This window comes from Stenotrophomonas rhizophila (assembly GCF_003751305.1).
GTDB classification, from domain to species: Bacteria; Pseudomonadota; Gammaproteobacteria; order Xanthomonadales; family Xanthomonadaceae; genus Stenotrophomonas; species Stenotrophomonas rhizophila_B.
Genome location: NZ_RJKV01000001.1, coordinates 584,148 through 599,585, shown reverse-complemented (window position 1 = coordinate 599,585; position 15,438 = coordinate 584,148). Strand labels below are relative to the sequence as shown.

General features: G+C 66.7%; 15 protein-coding genes. 6 read left to right on the top strand and 9 right to left on the bottom strand.

Annotation, left to right across the window (positions count from 1 at the left end; all coding sequences use genetic code 11):
- Both EDF74_RS02795 and EDF74_RS02790 read left to right on the top strand, forming a co-directional pair.
- Positions 1-687 carry a PilW family protein gene (locus EDF74_RS02795; RefSeq protein WP_123728695.1) on the top strand — a complete coding sequence of 229 codons (687 nt, stop codon included), beginning with the start codon at positions 1-3 and terminating at the stop codon, positions 685-687.
- Between the two features lie 56 nt (positions 688-743).
- Positions 744-3,011: a hypothetical protein gene (locus EDF74_RS02790; RefSeq protein ID WP_123728694.1), complete on the top strand. Its 2,268-nt coding sequence runs from the start codon at positions 744-746 to the stop codon at positions 3,009-3,011.
- 97 nt (positions 3,012-3,108) lie between these two features.
- Here EDF74_RS02790 and EDF74_RS02785 read toward each other — a convergent pair whose 3' ends face one another.
- Both EDF74_RS02785 and EDF74_RS02780 read right to left on the bottom strand, forming a co-directional pair.
- Entirely contained in the window at positions 3,109-3,471 is a 363-nt protein-coding gene (locus tag EDF74_RS02785) for a glycine zipper 2TM domain-containing protein (RefSeq protein WP_019184476.1), read from the bottom strand.
- Between the two features lie 181 nt (positions 3,472-3,652).
- Positions 3,653-4,438, bottom strand: a complete 786-nt coding sequence (locus EDF74_RS02780; RefSeq protein ID WP_260232170.1) for a DUF6491 family protein — start codon at positions 4,436-4,438, stop codon at positions 3,653-3,655.
- Positions 4,439-4,589: 151 nt separating this feature from the next.
- On the opposite strand from EDF74_RS02780, the gene mutS reads away from it, so the two are divergent.
- The 3 genes from mutS (at position 4,590) to katG (ending at position 10,361) form a co-directional block, all read left to right on the top strand.
- Entirely contained in the window at positions 4,590-7,145 is a 2,556-nt protein-coding gene (gene mutS / locus EDF74_RS02775; RefSeq protein WP_123729692.1) for a DNA mismatch repair protein MutS, read from the top strand.
- Positions 7,146-7,313: 168 nt separating this feature from the next.
- A complete protein-coding gene (locus tag EDF74_RS02770) occupies positions 7,314-7,925 on the top strand; it encodes a DUF937 domain-containing protein (protein WP_123728693.1) in 612 nt (203 codons plus the stop codon).
- Positions 7,926-8,126: 201 nt separating this feature from the next.
- Positions 8,127-10,361: a catalase/peroxidase HPI gene (gene katG / locus EDF74_RS02765; RefSeq protein WP_123728692.1), complete on the top strand. Its 2,235-nt coding sequence runs from the start codon at positions 8,127-8,129 to the stop codon at positions 10,359-10,361.
- 69 nt (positions 10,362-10,430) lie between these two features.
- On the opposite strand, the gene EDF74_RS02760 is transcribed toward katG, so the two are convergent.
- Both EDF74_RS02760 and EDF74_RS02755 read right to left on the bottom strand, forming a co-directional pair.
- Entirely contained in the window at positions 10,431-10,835 is a 405-nt protein-coding gene (locus EDF74_RS02760) for an RNA-binding S4 domain-containing protein (protein WP_123728691.1), read from the bottom strand.
- A complete protein-coding gene (locus tag EDF74_RS02755) occupies positions 10,828-11,169 on the bottom strand; it encodes a hypothetical protein (protein WP_260232169.1) in 342 nt (113 codons plus the stop codon). The genes EDF74_RS02760 and EDF74_RS02755 overlap by 8 nt, the downstream gene beginning before the upstream one ends.
- Positions 11,170-11,233: 64 nt before the next feature.
- On the opposite strand from EDF74_RS02755, the gene EDF74_RS02750 reads away from it, so the two are divergent.
- Positions 11,234-12,721, top strand: coding sequence for an MATE family efflux transporter (locus tag EDF74_RS02750; RefSeq protein WP_123728690.1), 1,488 nt, complete (start codon positions 11,234-11,236; stop codon positions 12,719-12,721).
- Here the strand turns inward: EDF74_RS02750 and EDF74_RS02745 are convergent.
- The 5 genes from EDF74_RS02745 to rpsP form a co-directional block, all read right to left on the bottom strand.
- Positions 12,718-13,095, bottom strand: a complete 378-nt coding sequence (locus tag EDF74_RS02745) for a DUF6404 family protein (protein ID WP_123728689.1) — start codon at positions 13,093-13,095, stop codon at positions 12,718-12,720. The two genes, EDF74_RS02750 and EDF74_RS02745, sit on opposite strands and share 4 nt — an antisense overlap.
- A gap of 85 nt (positions 13,096-13,180) precedes the next feature.
- Entirely contained in the window at positions 13,181-13,588 is a 408-nt protein-coding gene (gene rplS, locus EDF74_RS02740) for a 50S ribosomal protein L19 (protein ID WP_019184486.1), read from the bottom strand.
- A gap of 155 nt (positions 13,589-13,743) precedes the next feature.
- Positions 13,744-14,502, bottom strand: a complete 759-nt coding sequence (trmD, locus tag EDF74_RS02735) for a tRNA (guanosine(37)-N1)-methyltransferase TrmD (protein WP_123728688.1) — start codon at positions 14,500-14,502, stop codon at positions 13,744-13,746.
- A 5-nt stretch (positions 14,503-14,507) separates the two neighbouring features.
- Positions 14,508-15,020 (bottom strand): ribosome maturation factor RimM, encoded by a 513-nt coding sequence (gene rimM, locus EDF74_RS02730; protein ID WP_121043481.1) that lies wholly within the window; start codon positions 15,018-15,020, stop codon positions 14,508-14,510.
- A 42-nt stretch (positions 15,021-15,062) separates the two neighbouring features.
- Positions 15,063-15,323 carry a 30S ribosomal protein S16 gene (rpsP, locus tag EDF74_RS02725; protein WP_017356068.1) on the bottom strand — a complete coding sequence of 87 codons (261 nt, stop codon included), beginning with the start codon at positions 15,321-15,323 and terminating at the stop codon, positions 15,063-15,065.
- Between the last annotated feature and the right edge of the window lie 115 nt (positions 15,324-15,438).

Here is a 15,438-nt window from a genome sequence, read left to right as displayed (position 1 = left end):
ATGACCACGCGCTACCGGCAATCCGGCCAGAGCTTGATCAGCATGATGGTGGGGCTGGTGATTTCACTGCTGACCATCGCCGCGATGCTGGTGCTGTACAAGAACATCATCGAGTCATCGGGCAACGCTTCGCGTTCGGCGCTGCGCGATGGACAGGTGTCCTCCGCGCTGCTGGCGGCACAGTCAGAGCTGCAGGAAGCCGGCTTCGGCATTCCGATGCAGGACGGGCTGGACACCCGGCTGTCGGTCAGCAGCGATGGCAAACAGGTCAGCTGGCGCTTCAAGCACGAGCTCGGCCAGGCCGACCAATGCGCCGGCCTGCGCCTGGTCGACAGCGACGAAGAAGGGAGCCCCGCGCGTGGCCTGTATCGCCTGCCACCGAAAGCCTGCAGCAGCGTGGTGGGCCTGAGCTGGTCCAGCAACGAACTGCAGCCGGTGGCCTCCGAAGCCGCCTTCTTCGAGCCCACACGCAAGGATGGCACCACCTATGACGGCGCTGAGCGCGAAATAGGTGCGCTGACCCTCCAGGGCGGCTACGCCTTCCATGCCGTCGCCGATACCTGCATGCCCTATCAGCAACAGGACACCGTCGAGCAGGCGGGCCAGCGCATCACCCTGCGCCAATCCGTCGACGACGTGCTGTTCTCGGTCTGCCTGCCCAACCTCGCCTTCACCCCCGCCACATGATGGGACGCCCTGCGATGAAACGGATGCATTCGCCTGGCCCTGCCAGACAGAAAGGCATGGCCACGCTCTGGATCATCTTGATGGTGGGCCTGGCGGTATCGGTCACGGTCGCGGCCTCGGTCTATTCGCTGCGCGGCAACCAGCAACGCCAGGTCACCACCCATTCGGTGACCTCGGCACAGGCAGCGGCGTGGCGCGGTGTGGAAGTACTGCGTCGCTATCTGCTCGGCGTGGATCCGGCCACGATGGCGCTGTGGGGCCAGTCCAGTGGCGGCCTGCCGCTTCCCGCCACCGTGACCGGCCTTGCCGACATCGGCATTCCGGATGGCAACGCACGCATCACCGCGCTGAGCGGCACCGGTAATCAGTATCAGGTCACGGCGACGATCACCGCGTTGTCCGGCAGCGGCAGCACGACCACCAGCGCGACCGTGGAAGTGCTGTATGACATCACGCCGGGCAGCCAGGGGGGCACCAACACGCCGGTGTGCGCGAGCATCCCGGCCGCGCCGATGGTCTTCAACGGTGATCTCAACATCACCGGCGGCTCGCTCGGCGTGGTCAATCCCGCTGGCTTCGAGAACATCGCGGTGGCAGGCGACATTACCCTGTCCAGCGCCAGCCAGGCGACCTTCTCCGGCTGTGCCAAAGGCAATGTCACCTTGAGCGGTGGCGGCATCCTCAGCGGCGGGCATGTCCACTCGCAGGGCACCATCCACATCAACCAGATGGCCAACCCCAGCAACACGACGCTGTGGGGCCGTGATGTGACCATCGGCAGCGGGGTCAGCGGCGGCAACTATGCTGCGGTCAAGGCCGGCGCATTCACCGCCAACGTCTACAGCGGCTCTACCGTGATCGGCACCACCGAACTGGGCGGCAAGCTCATCGCATCGACCGTGACGGGTGCCCTGCCCTGGAGCGTCGGCACGGTGTCACCGTTGGGCACCGGACGGATCGTCATCACGCTGGCAAGCGGCGACGTGTTCCTGCTGGACATGGCCTCGGTGAGCATCGACGCCACCACGGGCATCGTCACCGGTGCCGCAGCAGCACAGCGCATCGCCGGCGACGGCACCTCGCCGCTCGACGACCAGCTCAGTTTCCGCTCCACCCGCATCGCTGGCGGCACCATCCATCTGGCGACCCTCACCATCGACCAGCTGTGGGGCCACTACCTGACGATCAGTGGCTGGGGCGGCCGTTACACCACCATCCTGGCCAATGGCGACCTGGACATTGTCACCGGCACCATTGGGACGCTGGTGGGCGGAGGCGACATCACCGCTACCCAGGCCGGCCTCTACTGGAGTTTCCCGTCGGTCAGCACCGGCAATGTCGCAGGTCAATTGAAGTACGGTACGGCCCGCCAGGCAGTTCCGAACATCGGCGCGGCAATGCCCGGCCTGCGGACCCAGCAGACCGGCACCAGCCCCGGCCTGCCCGGCATTCCGTTCTGCGATACGCGCGTGGATGCGATCGACGTCACCGCCTACCGGGGCAGTGCCAACTACATCTTCGAGTGGATCGACAACGCGCCGCACCTGACCATCCGCAACGTGCGCAGCGCCTCGGGCGCGTCGATCGATGGCGTCTACAACCTCGCCACCCAGGACGTGCGCCGCCTGCCTGCCAGCGGCGCGCAGTTCCTGACCTGCAACTGGAACCAGGCCGGCAATGCGGCCGCGCACTGCTTCCGCGACAAGACCGCGACCAGCGCCTGGACCATCACCGGCCTGACCCATCTGCCACGCGGGGTCTTCTGGTTCGACAACGCGCTCAAGATCGATGGCACCGAGCTGCGCGACAGCGATGGCAACCGCGATCTGCTCAGTGCCTTGATCACCAAGGGCTACGTAACGCTGACGCAGTCGGGTCATGACAAGCTGATCGCCCCGAACTTCTCCACCCCGGCCCTGCTCTGCGATGGTGACTTCTACCCGGGCAACCTGTGCGACAAGACCGGCACCTCATCGCAGTTCACCGCATGGACGGATACCGCCGGCGCCTCGCACCGCGGCCTGCCGATCGGCAATGTCGCGCTGGTCACTGAAAGCGGTGCACAGCTCTCCGGGTGGGAAATCCACGGCAATGTGATCCTCGGCTCGACCCTGGCTACCGCCGCACAGACCACCGTGATCCACGGCAGCCTGACCGTCGGCACCAATGCCCCGGGGAGCAGCACCACGGTGCAGCAGGGTGGCGCACAGGTGATCGTTCCACAGAATGGCGACAACCACTACAACCCGGGCATCTGCGAAACACCGCCGACCACGCCGGGCGCGGCAGCGATGGCAACGGTGCGATGGAGTCGGTACCGCTGATGTCTTGAGAGCCACTCATGGAAAAGGCGACCAGGAGGTCGCCTTTTTTCGTCTTGCCAAGGCAAGATTGCCGCGCCTTGGGCTACGAACGTTGTGATCAGCGGTACTGACGCTCGCAGCGACGCTCGACCACGCGGTCACCGTTCTTCGACTGCTGGTTGCCCTGAATCTGGCGACCTGCGGCACCGCCTGCCACCGCACCGGCCACCGTGGCGAGCTTCTTGCCGTTGCCACCGCCGACCTGGTTGCCCAGCAGACCCCCCACCACTGCGCCGGTCGCGGTGCCGGTTATCCGGTTGGGATCCTTGGAATTACGCTGCACCTCGACGTTGTGGCATACCACTTTGCTGCCGTCGTTGAAGCGGCGCCCTTCGTCCTTCGGGCCATAGGTCTGGGCCCCGGCGACGGCCGATACAGCGAGCAGACTGCCCAGGCACAACACGCGGATGCTCGTCTTCATGGTCGATCCCTGTTTATGGAACATGGCCTGAGTGTCTGCCTGCCAGGGGCAAGCCGGGGTGAATATGCGTCCACGTCGCGTCAACACGCGTCGCGGAGTTCAGGGCACAGCCAGTGTGATGAGACTGGCGTACACGCGCTCGAGGGCCACACCACCGGAAAGCCTGCACACCCTCTCGCGCCTATTGCTTCGGATAGACCGCCATCACCGCGCACCCCGGGCGAGCGAAGCGTGGCGTGCTGGAGCGGCCATCGCCCTGGATGCCGGAGGACGCCATGACGATGCGGTCGCCGGGATTGCCACAGATCAGGCCATTCTGGAAGCCGGACTGGAAGTCGACCTCATTTGCCCCCGCCAGGATGCTGCAGCTGCCGCCGAGTTCCACCCGGTAGTAGCGATGCCCCCCGTTACGGCGCGGGTTGGTTTCCACCACCACACCCTGCGGGTCTTCACTCCAGCTGCGCACATTGCGCGTGGCGAAACAGAACTCCGGCGTGCCATGGAACGTGCGTCGCGGGCTGCTGCGCTGACCGGCGCTGCCAGTGACGGTCACCGTCGGCAGGGTCGTCGCGAACTGGCGGCTGCTTTCGCGCGCCGCCTCGGCGAAGTCACGGTGGTCGATCACGCTGACCGCGCTGATCGCACAACGGTGCCCGTCTACCGTCACCTGTTCACTGGGGCGACCGCAGGCCCACCCGGCGGGTGCATCCAGGCGCACCTCGGCCGCCTCGTTGATGCCCGGACAGTCCGCGCTGAAGTCCACCCGATACGCCTGCCCATTGGCGCCTCGCACCGCGATGGAACCGGGCGTTGCCTGCTCCACCTGACGCACGCCACGCGCATCCAGGCAATGCGGCGCAGGCGGCATGCGTACCTCACCCGTCGGGGGCGCCGCCTGCACCTGCACGGCGGCGGAAGCGGCCAATCCGGCCAGTACGATTGGAACCCACGGCAGCGATGCGATCACGATGCTTTCCTTGCACGGAGACTGCCGCGAATCTACCACGCACCCGGGCACAGCCCCCTCCCCTACAATGGCCCACCCGGCGCCGCCCCCTGACGCCGACTTATTCGATGGACCCCGCGTGACCCAGAAGCCGCCCGAACACACCCCGCTCATGAAGCAGTTTTTCGCCGCCAAGTCCGACTACCCGGACCTGCTGCTGTTCTTCCGCATGGGCGACTTCTACGAGCTGTTCTACGACGACGCACGCAAGGCGGCGCGGCTGCTGGACATCACCCTGACCCAGCGCGGCAGCTCGGGCGGCGCGCCGATCCCGATGGCCGGGGTGCCGGTGCATGCCTACGAAGGCTACCTGGCGCGTCTGGTCGCCTTGGGCGAGTCGGTGGCGATCTGCGAGCAGATCGGCGACCCGGCGCTGGCCAAAGGCCTGGTCGAGCGCAAGGTGGTGCGCATCGTCACCCCCGGCACTGTCACTGACGAAGCGCTGCTGGATGAACGCCGCGACACCCTGCTGATGGCCCTCTCGCGGGGGAAGAACGGCTATGGCCTGGCGTGGGCTGATCTGGCCGGCGGCCGCTTCCTGGTCAACGAGGTGGATTCGGAGGACGCGCTGGAAGCAGAGCTCGCGCGCCTGGAGCCGGCCGAGCTGCTGGTGCCCGATGAAGAAAACTGGCCGGCCTTCCTGCAGTACCGCAGTGGCATCCGTCGCCGCGCGCCGTGGCTGTTCGATGCCGACAGCGGCCGCCGACAGCTGCTGAGCTTCTTCAAACTGCATGACCTGACCGGCTTCGGCATCGACGACAAGCCACGCGCCACCGCGGCCGCCGGTGCCCTGCTCGGCTATGTCGAAGAAACCCAGAAGCAACGCCTGCCGCACCTCACCGCGATCGCCACCGAAACGGCGAGCGAAGCCATCGCCATGAACGCGGCCACGCGCCGCCATCTGGAGCTGGATACGCGGGTCGATGGCGATACCCGCAACACCCTGCTCGGCGTGCTCGATACCACGGTGACGCCGATGGGCGGTCGCCTGCTGCGGCGCTGGCTGCACCGCCCGCTGCGCCTGCGCGAAGTGCTGGTGCATCGCCACGATGCGGTCGCCACACTGATCGATCGCGGCGCAGAGGGCGACGTGCGCGATGCCTTCCGGGCGCTGGGCGATCTGGAACGCATCCTCACCCGCGTGGCCCTGCGCTCGGCGCGCCCGCGCGATTTCTCCACGCTGCGCGATGGCCTGGGCCTGCTGCCCGAGGTGCGCGCGGTGCTCGCACCGCTGGATTCGCCGCGGCTGATCGCGCTGCACGCTGCACTGGGCTCGCATGACGAGTGCGCGCATCTGCTGGCCAGCGCGATCGCCCCGACCCCGCCGCTGAAGCTCAGCGATGGCGGTGTCATCGCTGAAGGCTACGACGCCGAGCTGGACGAACTGCGTCGCCTCTCCACGCATGCGGACCAGTTCCTGATCGATCTGGAACAGCGCGAGCGCATCAGCAGCGGCATCGCCACGCTGAAGGTCGGCTACAACCGCGTGCACGGTTACTACATCGAGATCAGCAAAGGGCAGTCCGAGAAGGCGCCGGTGCATTACACGCGCCGCCAGACGCTGACCAATGCCGAGCGCTACATCACCGAAGAGTTGAAGTCTTTCGAGGACAAGGTGCTGTCCGCACGCGAACGCTCGCTGACCCGCGAGAAGTTCCTGTACGAACAACTGCTGGACATCCTCGCCAGCGGGCTCGAGCCGCTCAAGCAGTGTGCCGCCGCACTGAGCGAACTGGACGTGCTGGCCGGCTTCGCCGAACGCGCGCAGGCGCTGGACTGGGCGCGCCCGGAACTGGAAACCGCGCCATGCCTGAAGATCGAGCGTGGGCGTCATCCGGTGGTCGAAGCAGTACGCGAGCAGCCGTTCGAACCGAACGATCTGGACCTGCATCCGGACCGCCGCATGCTGGTCATCACCGGCCCGAACATGGGCGGTAAATCCACTTACATGCGACAGAACGCGCTGATCGTGCTGCTGGCGCACATCGGCAGCTTCGTGCCGGCCAGCCGCGCGGTGATCGGCCCGATCGACCGCATCCTGACCCGCATCGGCGCCGGCGACGATCTCGCTCGTGGGCAGTCGACCTTCATGGTCGAAATGGCCGAGACCAGCTACATCCTGCATCACGCCAGCGCACAGTCGCTGGTGCTGATGGACGAGATCGGCCGCGGCACGTCCACCTATGATGGCCTGGCGCTTGCCGATGCCGTCGCACGGCATCTGGCCTATCAGAACCGCTGCTACACGCTGTTCGCCACGCACTATTTCGAGCTGACCGCACTGGCCGACGAACAGCACGAAGGCGGCGCCAGCGGCATTGCCAACGTGCATCTGGATGCGGTGGAACACGGCGACGCGCTGGTGTTCATGCACGCGGTGAAGGATGGCCCGGCCAACCGCAGCTTCGGCCTGCAGGTGGCCGCATTGGCCGGCCTGCCGAAATCCACCGTCGCACAGGCGCGTCGTCGCCTGGCCGAGCTGGAACAGCGCAGCCACGAGACACAATCGGCGGTGGTCGCCGCGCAGGCGCTGGATGCACCGCAGCAGTTCGGCCTGTTCAACGCGCCCAACACCGCCGCGCAGGACGCGCTGGCTGCGATCGATCCGGACGAGCTGACCCCGAAGCAGGCGCTGGAAGCGCTGTACCGGTTGAAGACGCTGCTCTGACAGCATGCTGAGATAGCGGTAGTGCCGGCCGCTGGCCGGCTCGCCGCAGAACCGGTAGCACCCGACCGTTGGTCGGGTGTCCTAGCTGGCCCGCGTGCATTCTTCGCATTCCCGTAGTGAACGCAGCGCTATGCTCGGGCCGTTCCCATCCCTGCCCCGGAGCCCGCCGTGAACACCGAATCACTTGCCGCGTCCCTCTTCCAGCAACTGCAGCAAGGCCAAGGCCTGCAGCAGGTGTCCCAGCAGCTTGGCATTGACCAGAACCAGGCCAGCGGCGCGATCGGCGCGGCCCTGCCGCTGCTGCTCGGCGCGATGGGCCGCAATGCGCAGGAACCTCAAGGTGCACAGGCACTGCTGGGCGCGCTGCAGCGTGATCATGCCCCTGCCAGTGCGGGCGGCTTCGATCTGGGCGGGCTGCTCGGCAGCGTGCTGGGCGGCGGTGGCGGCAATGCCACCAACGGTGCCGGGATCCTCGGCCACGTCTTCGGCGGCAACACTGACCGCGCCACCCAGGGCTTGAGCCAGGCCACCGGGCTGGACAGCAGCAAGACCAGCCAGCTGCTCGCCATCCTCGCCCCCATCGTCATGTCCTATCTCGCCCAGCGCTTCGCCAGCGGCGGCAACGCCAACCCGGGTCAGCTCAGCCAGGCCCTCGGCCAGGAAGCGCAGAGCGCCAACAGTGGTGGCCTGCTGACCTCCGTGCTGGACCAGGACGGCGATGGGCAGCTGGGCGTCGGCGATCTGCTCAAGCTCGGCGGCGGCCTGTTCGGCAAGCACTGAGGGCACGCGCTCGAAATAGCCTGCGCCTATCGCATTGGTTGATTCATTCGAATGTACCGAATGAACAGCAATGGCTAACGTGTAGGCACGCCTTCACATCGCGGTGCCCCACGGCCCGATGTGCAGGCAACCTTTCCGACGTCGCCATCGCCTCCCCCACGCCGATGGTGGCCACGTTCGCCAGTACACAGGTAGATACCCATGAAAAGCGAAGCCAAGTGCCCGTTCAACCACGCCCTCGTCGGCGATGCCACCACCAACCGCGACTGGTGGCCCAAGCAGCTGCGGGTGGACCTGCTCAACCAGCACTCGACCCGGTCGCATCCGCTGGATGAGGCATTCGATTACGCCGAGGCTTTCAAGGGCCTGGATTACGCCGCGCTCAAGGCCGACCTCAAGGCCTTGATGACCGATTCGCAGGACTGGTGGCCGGCCGACTTCGGCCACTATGGCGGCCTGTTTGTGCGCATGGCCTGGCACAGCGCCGGCACCTACCGCATCGGCGATGGCCGTGGCGGCGCCGGGCGTGGCCAGCAGCGCTTCGCTCCGCTCAACAGCTGGCCGGACAACGTGAGCCTGGACAAGGCACGCCGCCTGCTGTGGCCGATCAAGCAGAAGTACGGCCAGGCGATCTCCTGGGCGGACCTGCTGGTGCTCACCGGCAACGTCGCGCTCGAATCGATGGGCTTCAAGACACTGGGCTTCGCCGGCGGCCGCCCGGATACCTGGGAACCCGACCAGGATGTGTACTGGGGCCGCGAGACCACCTGGCTCGGCGGTGATGTGCGCTATGCGCATGGCTCCGAAGGCGTGCAGGAAGACCACGGCGTGCTGGTCTCCGATGATGACGCGGACGGCGACATCCACTCGCGCGATCTGGAGAACCCGCTGGCCGCGGTGCAGATGGGCCTGATCTACGTCAATCCGGAAGGCCCGGATGGCAATCCCGATCCGCTCAAGGCGGCCTTCGACATCCGCGATACGTTCGGACGCATGGCGATGGACGACGAGGAAACCGTCGCGCTGATCGCCGGTGGCCACAGCTTCGGCAAGACCCACGGCGCCGGCCCGGCCGACAACGTCGATGTGGAACCGGAAGCGGCGGGCCTGGAAAGCCAGGGCCTGGGCTGGGCCAACAGGTTCGGCACCGGCAAGGGCGGCGATACCATCACCAGTGGCCTGGAAGTGACCTGGACGCGCACCCCGGCGCAGTGGAGCCATGACTTCTTCGAGATCCTGTTCGGCCACGAGTGGGAGCTGACCAAGAGCCCGGCCGGTGCGCACCAGTGGGTGGCCAAGGACAGCGAGGCGATCATTCCCGACGCGCACGATCCCTCGAAGAAGCACCGCCCGACCATGCTCACCACCGACCTGTCGCTGCGTGTGGACCCGGCGTACGAGAAGATCTCACGCCGTTTCCTGGCCGATCCGCAGGCCTTCGCCGATGCCTTTGCCCGTGCGTGGTTCAAGCTGACCCATCGCGACATGGGCCCGCGTGCACGCTACCTCGGCCCGGAGATCCCGGCCGAAGAATTCGTCTGGCAGGACCCGGTGCCGGCGGCCCCGCAGACCCCGCTCAGCGCACAGGACATCACCGCGCTGAAGCAGCAGATCGCCGCGGCCGGCCTGAGCGCGGGCGAACTGGTTTCCACCGCCTGGGCCTCGGCCTCGACCTTCCGCGGCTCGGACAAGCGTGGCGGCGCCAACGGTGCGCGTGTGCGCCTGGCCCCGCAGAAGGACTGGGCCGTCAACCAGCCGCAGCAGCTGGGCAAGGTGCTGGCCGCGCTGGAGAAGATCCAGGCCGGCTTCAAGGGCACTGGCGGTGCGCCGGTCTCGTTGGCCGATCTGATCGTGCTGGCCGGCAATGTCGGCGTCGAGCAGGCGGCCAGGGCCGGTGGCCATGAGGTCAGCGTGCCGTTCAACCCGGGCCGCACCGATGCCAGCCAGGAGCAGACCGATGTGGCGTCCTTCGCCGTGCTGGAACCGTATGCCGATGGCTTCCGCAACTACGTCAAGGGTCGCTACAGCGTGCCGGCCGAGGCGCTGCTGATCGACCGTGCACAGCTGCTCACGCTGACCGCACCGGAGATGACCGCCCTGGTCGGCGGCCTGCGGGTGATCGGCACCAACGTCGGCGGCAGCAAGGACGGCGTGTTCACCGATCGCGTCGGCACGTTGAGCAACGACTTCTTCGTCAACCTGCTCGACATGGGGACGCAGTGGGTCGCCAGTGGCGATGGCTACAGCGGCCGCGACCGCAGTACCGGCGCGCAGCGCTGGAGCGGCAGCCGCGTGGATCTGGTGTTCGGTTCGAACTCGGTGCTGCGCGCCCTGGCGGAGGTCTACGCCAGCGCGGACGGTGAGAAGAAGTTCGTTCGCGACTTCGTCGCTGCCTGGGCGCGGGTGATGGAGCTGGACCGTTACGACCTGCGTTGATTCAACACCGTAGGCACAGACAAAGACCGGGCCGCATGGCCCGGTTTTTTCATGCGTGCAGTATGCAGATCACAGCGCGTCCAGATCCCCCAGCGCGCGGATCAACCGACGCGCACGCTTGTCCGGCTTGTGCTCCGGCGGCTGGTAACCGTTCTTCGCTGCCGCACGCTGCAGGCGCAGTTCCGCGCGGCGCGCAAGCGAGGCCTCGCTCTCGGCGTACAACTGCTGCGCCACCGGCGCCGGGCCGCGCATCTCGCTCAGGCCACGCACTTCGACCTCGAACACTTCATCGCCACGGCTGATCTGCAGCGCTTCGCCCACGCGCACCGCGCGCGAGGATTTCGGGCGTTGCCCGGCCACGTCCACCTTGCCGGTTTCCACCGCCTGTTTGGCCAGGCTGCGGGTTCGATAGAACCGTGCGGCCCACAGCCACACATCCAGCCGCACGGCGGCCACCGGTGTTACATCAGTCATGCTTTCTACCCAGCTCCACGGCGTTGGCCGGTTGTCGGTTCAGGGGTTGCTTTGCGTCCGGCATACCGCGGCACCCGGTGCCACCGATCAGTGCCGGTACCCCGGCATCCAGATCGCGACGCTGGCTGCCAACCTGGCATTCCGGTCGGTCCATCGGCCGCACCTGCGCATCGCGCAGGCGGTCGTCCGTACTCGAACATGCGGTCAGCGCGGCGCCAATCAAGAGGGCCAGCGCGGCGGGGATGAACCGGTCAGCCGGGAGGATCTGCAGCCGGCCAGCGGCCGGCACTACCGGGGGAGCGGCTGACGTGCGTTGAGACGCGGAAGTGCGCATCGCGATATCCCCTTGATGGGCTTGGTGCTAGTGTGCCGCTCTCTGAGCTTGATCTCCAGCGCACATGGCCAAAGCGCCGCTTGACCTGACCACGGGCCCGATCGGGCGCAATCTGTTCCTGTTCGCCCTGCCGATCCTGGCCGGCAACATCGCCCAGTCGATGAACGGCTCGGTGAACGCGATCTGGGTCGGCCGCTTCCTCGGCGAGGCGGCGCTGACCGCCACCGCGAACGCCAACAACATCATGTTCTTCCTGATCGGCTCGGTATTCGGGATCGGCATGGCTGCCTCGATCCTGATCGGCCAGTCGATGGGCGCGCGCGACCTGCCCCAGGCCCGGCGCGTGATGGGCACCAGTGCGACGTTCTTCATCGGTCTGTCGGTGGTGATCGCGATCGCCGGCTGGTGGTTGTCGCATCCGTTGCTGGCGGCGATGGGCACACCGGCCGAATCGCTGCCGCTGGCCGAGGCTTACCTGCGCATCATCTTCCTGGCGATGCCAACGCTGTATGCCTTCGCCTTCCTCAGTTCGGCACTGCGCGGTGTGGGTGATTCACGCACGCCGTTCCGCTTCCTGCTGCTCTCGGTGGTGCTGGATATCGGCTTCAACCCGCTGCTGATCTTCGGCATCGGCCCGTTCCCGCAGCTGGGCATCGCCGGCGCGGCCTGGGCCACGTTGATCGCGCAGACGCTCTCGCTTTTCGGCCTGCTCTGGTACATGCGCAACAAGCGCCATGTGCTGTGGCTGGGGCGCAAGGACATGGCGCTGTTCAAGATCGATGGCGAGATCCTGCGCGCCTTGGTGGTCAAAGGCGTACCGATGGGCCTGCAGATGGTGCTGATCTCGCTGTCGATGATCCTGATGATGACCATGGTCAACAGCTACGGTACCGATACCGCCGCCGCGTATGGCGCCTCGCTGCAGCTGTGGACGTACGTGCAGATGCCGGCGATGGCGATCGGTGCGGCGTGCTCGACCATGGCCGCGCAGAATGTCGGCGCGCAGCGCTGGGATCGCGTGCGTGGTACCGCCCGCAGCGGCGTGCTCTACAACTTCCTGCTGACCGGCGTGTTGATCCTGCCGCTGATCCTGCTCGATCGTTACACGCTTGCCCTGTTCCTGCCCGAGGGCAGCCAGGCGCTGGAGGTGGCGCGCCACCTCAACCACATCGCGGTGTGGTCGTTCCTGTTCTTCGGCGTGAACTTCGTGATCTCCGGCGTGGTGCGCTCGACCGGCGCGGTGATTCCGCCGCTGCTGATCCTGGCGGCCTCGCTGTGGGGCATCCGCGTGCCGTTCGCCGAACTGCTGCAGGACCGCTGGGGGGCAGACGCGGTGTGGTGGAGTTTCCCGGTCAGCTCGTTCTGCGCGATGTTGATGTCGCTGGCGTACTACCGCTGGGGCGGCTGGCGCAAGGCGCGCATGCTGCCCAGCCATCACGAGGAACTGGCCGCCCCGGCCGAGGTCCCTGCTTCGCCGCCGTCACCGGTGGCGGACCCGAACCCGGCCACGCCGCTGCAGCCCGCCCCGGCCGGCACTGCCCGCCCGGATTAAGCCACGCGCCCCTGCAGCAGCGTCTTCCAGGCAGGCAGTTGGTAGCGCCGGCGCTGGTAGCGCATCAGCAGCGCCATCATCACGCCGAACAACAGCCCGGCCATGACAGCACTGCCGATGGTGATACCCAGCGTCAGCGAGCCAGGCTCCAGGACCAGCCACATCAAGGCGCGCCACAACACGCCCCACAACACGCCAAACAGCCCGCCCATCACGAACAGGTTGGCGCTGAAGCTGGCGAGCAGCGGTGGCGGCACGCGCAGGCCCATGCGCCACAGCAGCCGATGCATCGGCGGTGCACGCATGCCGGCGGGCACGTTGGCGTCGGCCATGGCCTGCAGCGCATGACGAACATCTGCGGGATAGCGGTCCATGTGTTTCTCCATCACGAGGCCACAAATGCAAACGGCCACCCGAAGGTGGCCGTTTGAGGCGACAACCGAAGTTGTCGGCCGGGAATTACTGGGCAGCCTTGGCAGCCAGGCGCGCGGCCTTGGCCTGCGCAGCAGCAGCCAGATCTTCCTTGATGCGGGCAGCCTTGCCTTCCAGACCACGCAGGTAGTACAGCTTGCCGGCGCGGACCTTACCACGACGCTTCACTTCGACCGAGTCGATGATGGCGCTGTGGGTCTGGAAAACGCGCTCGACGCCGTAGCCGTGCGAGATCTTGCGGACGGTGAACGCGGAGTTCAGGCCGGCGTTCTTGGTGCCGATGACGACGCCTTCGTAAGCCTGCACGCGCTCACGGTTGCCTTCCTTCACCTTCACGTTGACGACGACGGTGTCACCCTGGCTGAACTTCGGCAGCTCGCGGGTGATCTGGGCGGATTCGAAGTCCGAGAGGATGGATTTGTTCAGCTTGCTCATGGGTGCACCGATAGTGTTCGGGTGATCGTGTCGTTCGACAACGTGGGCTCATGCAGTCACCGGACTGTGCTGCACGTTTTTTGTAGGGGTTCCTGCCAACGGGCCCCAAAAGGCCGATGGCAATCCCGAATTGTAAACAAGATCCCGCCCCCGCGCTAGGGGGTTGGATCCTTGGCAAGGGCCTGCCGTGCCTGCTCCAGCAGGAGGCGGTCGGCCTTGGACAACTGGCCTTCGTCGAGCAGATCCGGCCGCCGCAGCGCTGTGCGCAGCAACGACTGCTGCCGGCGCCAGCGGGCGATGGCGGCATGGTTGCCCGAGCGCAGCACGTCCGGGACAGTGCCCCATTCATGCTGGGCCGGATGGCTGTAATGCGGGCAGTCCAGCAGCCCCTGCGGGCCTTCGAAACTGTCCTGGGCGGCCGATTCGGCATCGCCGAGGGCCCCGTCCTGCAGGCGGGTCACCGCATCGACGATCACCGCCGCCCCCAGCTCACCGCCGGACAGGACGTAATCGCCGAGGGAGATTTCCTCGGTGACCTCGGCCTCGAGGAAGCGCTCGTCGATGCCCTCATAGCGGCCGCAGAGCAGGATCATGCGCGGCAGTGCCGCCAGCTCCCGGACCTTGGCCTGGGTCAGCGGCCTGCCCTGCGGGCTGAGGTAGATCACTGGCGCGGGCGCCGGATCGGCGGCTTTCGCGGCCGCCAGACAGGCCCGCAGCGGCTCGATCAGCATGACCATGCCCGGGCCACCGCCGAATGGACGGTCGTCCACCCGGCGGTAGTTGCCTTCGGCATAGTCACGCGGATTCCAGCCGTGCAGTTCCAGCAGACCGCGCTCGGCAGCACGGCCGACCACGCCCAGCGCGGCCGACTGCGCCATGAACTCGGGGAACAACGTGACGACGTCGATACGCATCCGGCTTAGAACTCCGGATCCCAGTCGACCACGATCAGGTTGGCCTCGAAATCCACCGAGACGACGAATTCGGGCTGCACGAACGGAATCATCCGCTCACGATCTCCCTGCACCACGAGCACGTCGTTGGAGCCGGTCGAGAACAGGTGTGACGCCCGCCCAAGTTCGACACCCTCGACGGTACGCACCTGCAAGCCCTCCAGATCGACCCAGTAATACTCATCGGGCTTCGGGGGCGGCAGCGCGCTGCGCGCGACATAGACTTCGGTCCCGTACATCGCCTCGACCACATCGCGGTCGGTGATGTCGGGAAACACGGCGACCAGATGCTTGCCGGACTGACGCCCGCGTGCACCGGTCAGCGTGCTCTCCTGGCCGGCGGGGGTCCGCAGGATCCAGGGCTGATAGTGGAAAATGGCGGTACGCGGCTCGGTCCAGGACTCGAGCTTGATCTCGCCTCGCACACCAAAAGCGCCGACAATCCTGCCCAGCAGGATGCGGCGCTCGGTATCTTTCATCTGTATAGACCGATGGGCCGCGGCAGGCGCGGCCCTTCAGGATCAGGCCGCGGAGGCCTGGGCCTTGGTCGCTTCCTTGTACAGGTTGCGAACCTTGTCGGTCATCTGGGCGCCGTTGGCGACCCACTTGTCGACCAGCGGCAGGTCCAGCACGATGCGGGACTCGGCACCCTGGGCAACCGGGTTGTAGTAACCGACGCGCTCGATGTTGCGGCCATCACGGGCGCTGCGCGAATCGGTCACGATGATGTGGTAGAAGGGACGCTTCTTGGCGCCGCCGCGGGTCAGTCGAATCTTGACCATGGTGTTGTTTCCTCAATTGCCCAGTCGCCAGGATGGCGCGGTAAGCCGGCGATTATAGCGGCGGCCTCCGGCCATTCCAAGCCTGTGAAGTCCCGGAAAGCTGAACAGGGCCTGC

Bases quoted from the DNA above. Each gene is read 5' to 3' on its own strand.
- EDF74_RS02795 (WP_123728695.1), top strand. From the start codon at position 1: ATGACCACGCGCTACCGGCAATCCGGCCAGAGCTTGATCAGCATGATG.
- EDF74_RS02790 (WP_123728694.1), top strand. From the start codon at position 744: ATGGCCACGCTCTGGATCATCTTGATGGTGGGCCTGGCGGTATCGGTC.
- EDF74_RS02785 (WP_019184476.1), bottom strand. From the start codon at position 3,471: ATGAAGACGAGCATCCGCGTGTTGTGCCTGGGCAGTCTGCTCGCTGTA.
- mutS (WP_123729692.1), top strand. From the start codon at position 4,590: ATGAAGCAGTTTTTCGCCGCCAAGTCCGACTACCCGGACCTGCTGCTG.
- katG (WP_123728692.1), top strand. From the start codon at position 8,127: ATGAAAAGCGAAGCCAAGTGCCCGTTCAACCACGCCCTCGTCGGCGAT.
- EDF74_RS02760 (WP_123728691.1), bottom strand. From the start codon at position 10,835: ATGACTGATGTAACACCGGTGGCCGCCGTGCGGCTGGATGTGTGGCTG.
- EDF74_RS02755 (WP_260232169.1), bottom strand. From the start codon at position 11,169: ATGCGCACTTCCGCGTCTCAACGCACGTCAGCCGCTCCCCCGGTAGTG.
- EDF74_RS02750 (WP_123728690.1), top strand. From the start codon at position 11,234: ATGGCCAAAGCGCCGCTTGACCTGACCACGGGCCCGATCGGGCGCAAT.
- EDF74_RS02745 (WP_123728689.1), bottom strand. From the start codon at position 13,095: ATGGACCGCTATCCCGCAGATGTTCGTCATGCGCTGCAGGCCATGGCC.
- rplS (WP_019184486.1), bottom strand. From the start codon at position 13,588: ATGAGCAAGCTGAACAAATCCATCCTCTCGGACTTCGAATCCGCCCAG.
- trmD (WP_123728688.1), bottom strand. From the start codon at position 14,502: ATGCGTATCGACGTCGTCACGTTGTTCCCCGAGTTCATGGCGCAGTCG.
- rimM (WP_121043481.1), bottom strand. From the start codon at position 15,020: ATGAAAGATACCGAGCGCCGCATCCTGCTGGGCAGGATTGTCGGCGCT.
- rpsP (WP_017356068.1), bottom strand. From the start codon at position 15,323: ATGGTCAAGATTCGACTGACCCGCGGCGGCGCCAAGAAGCGTCCCTTC.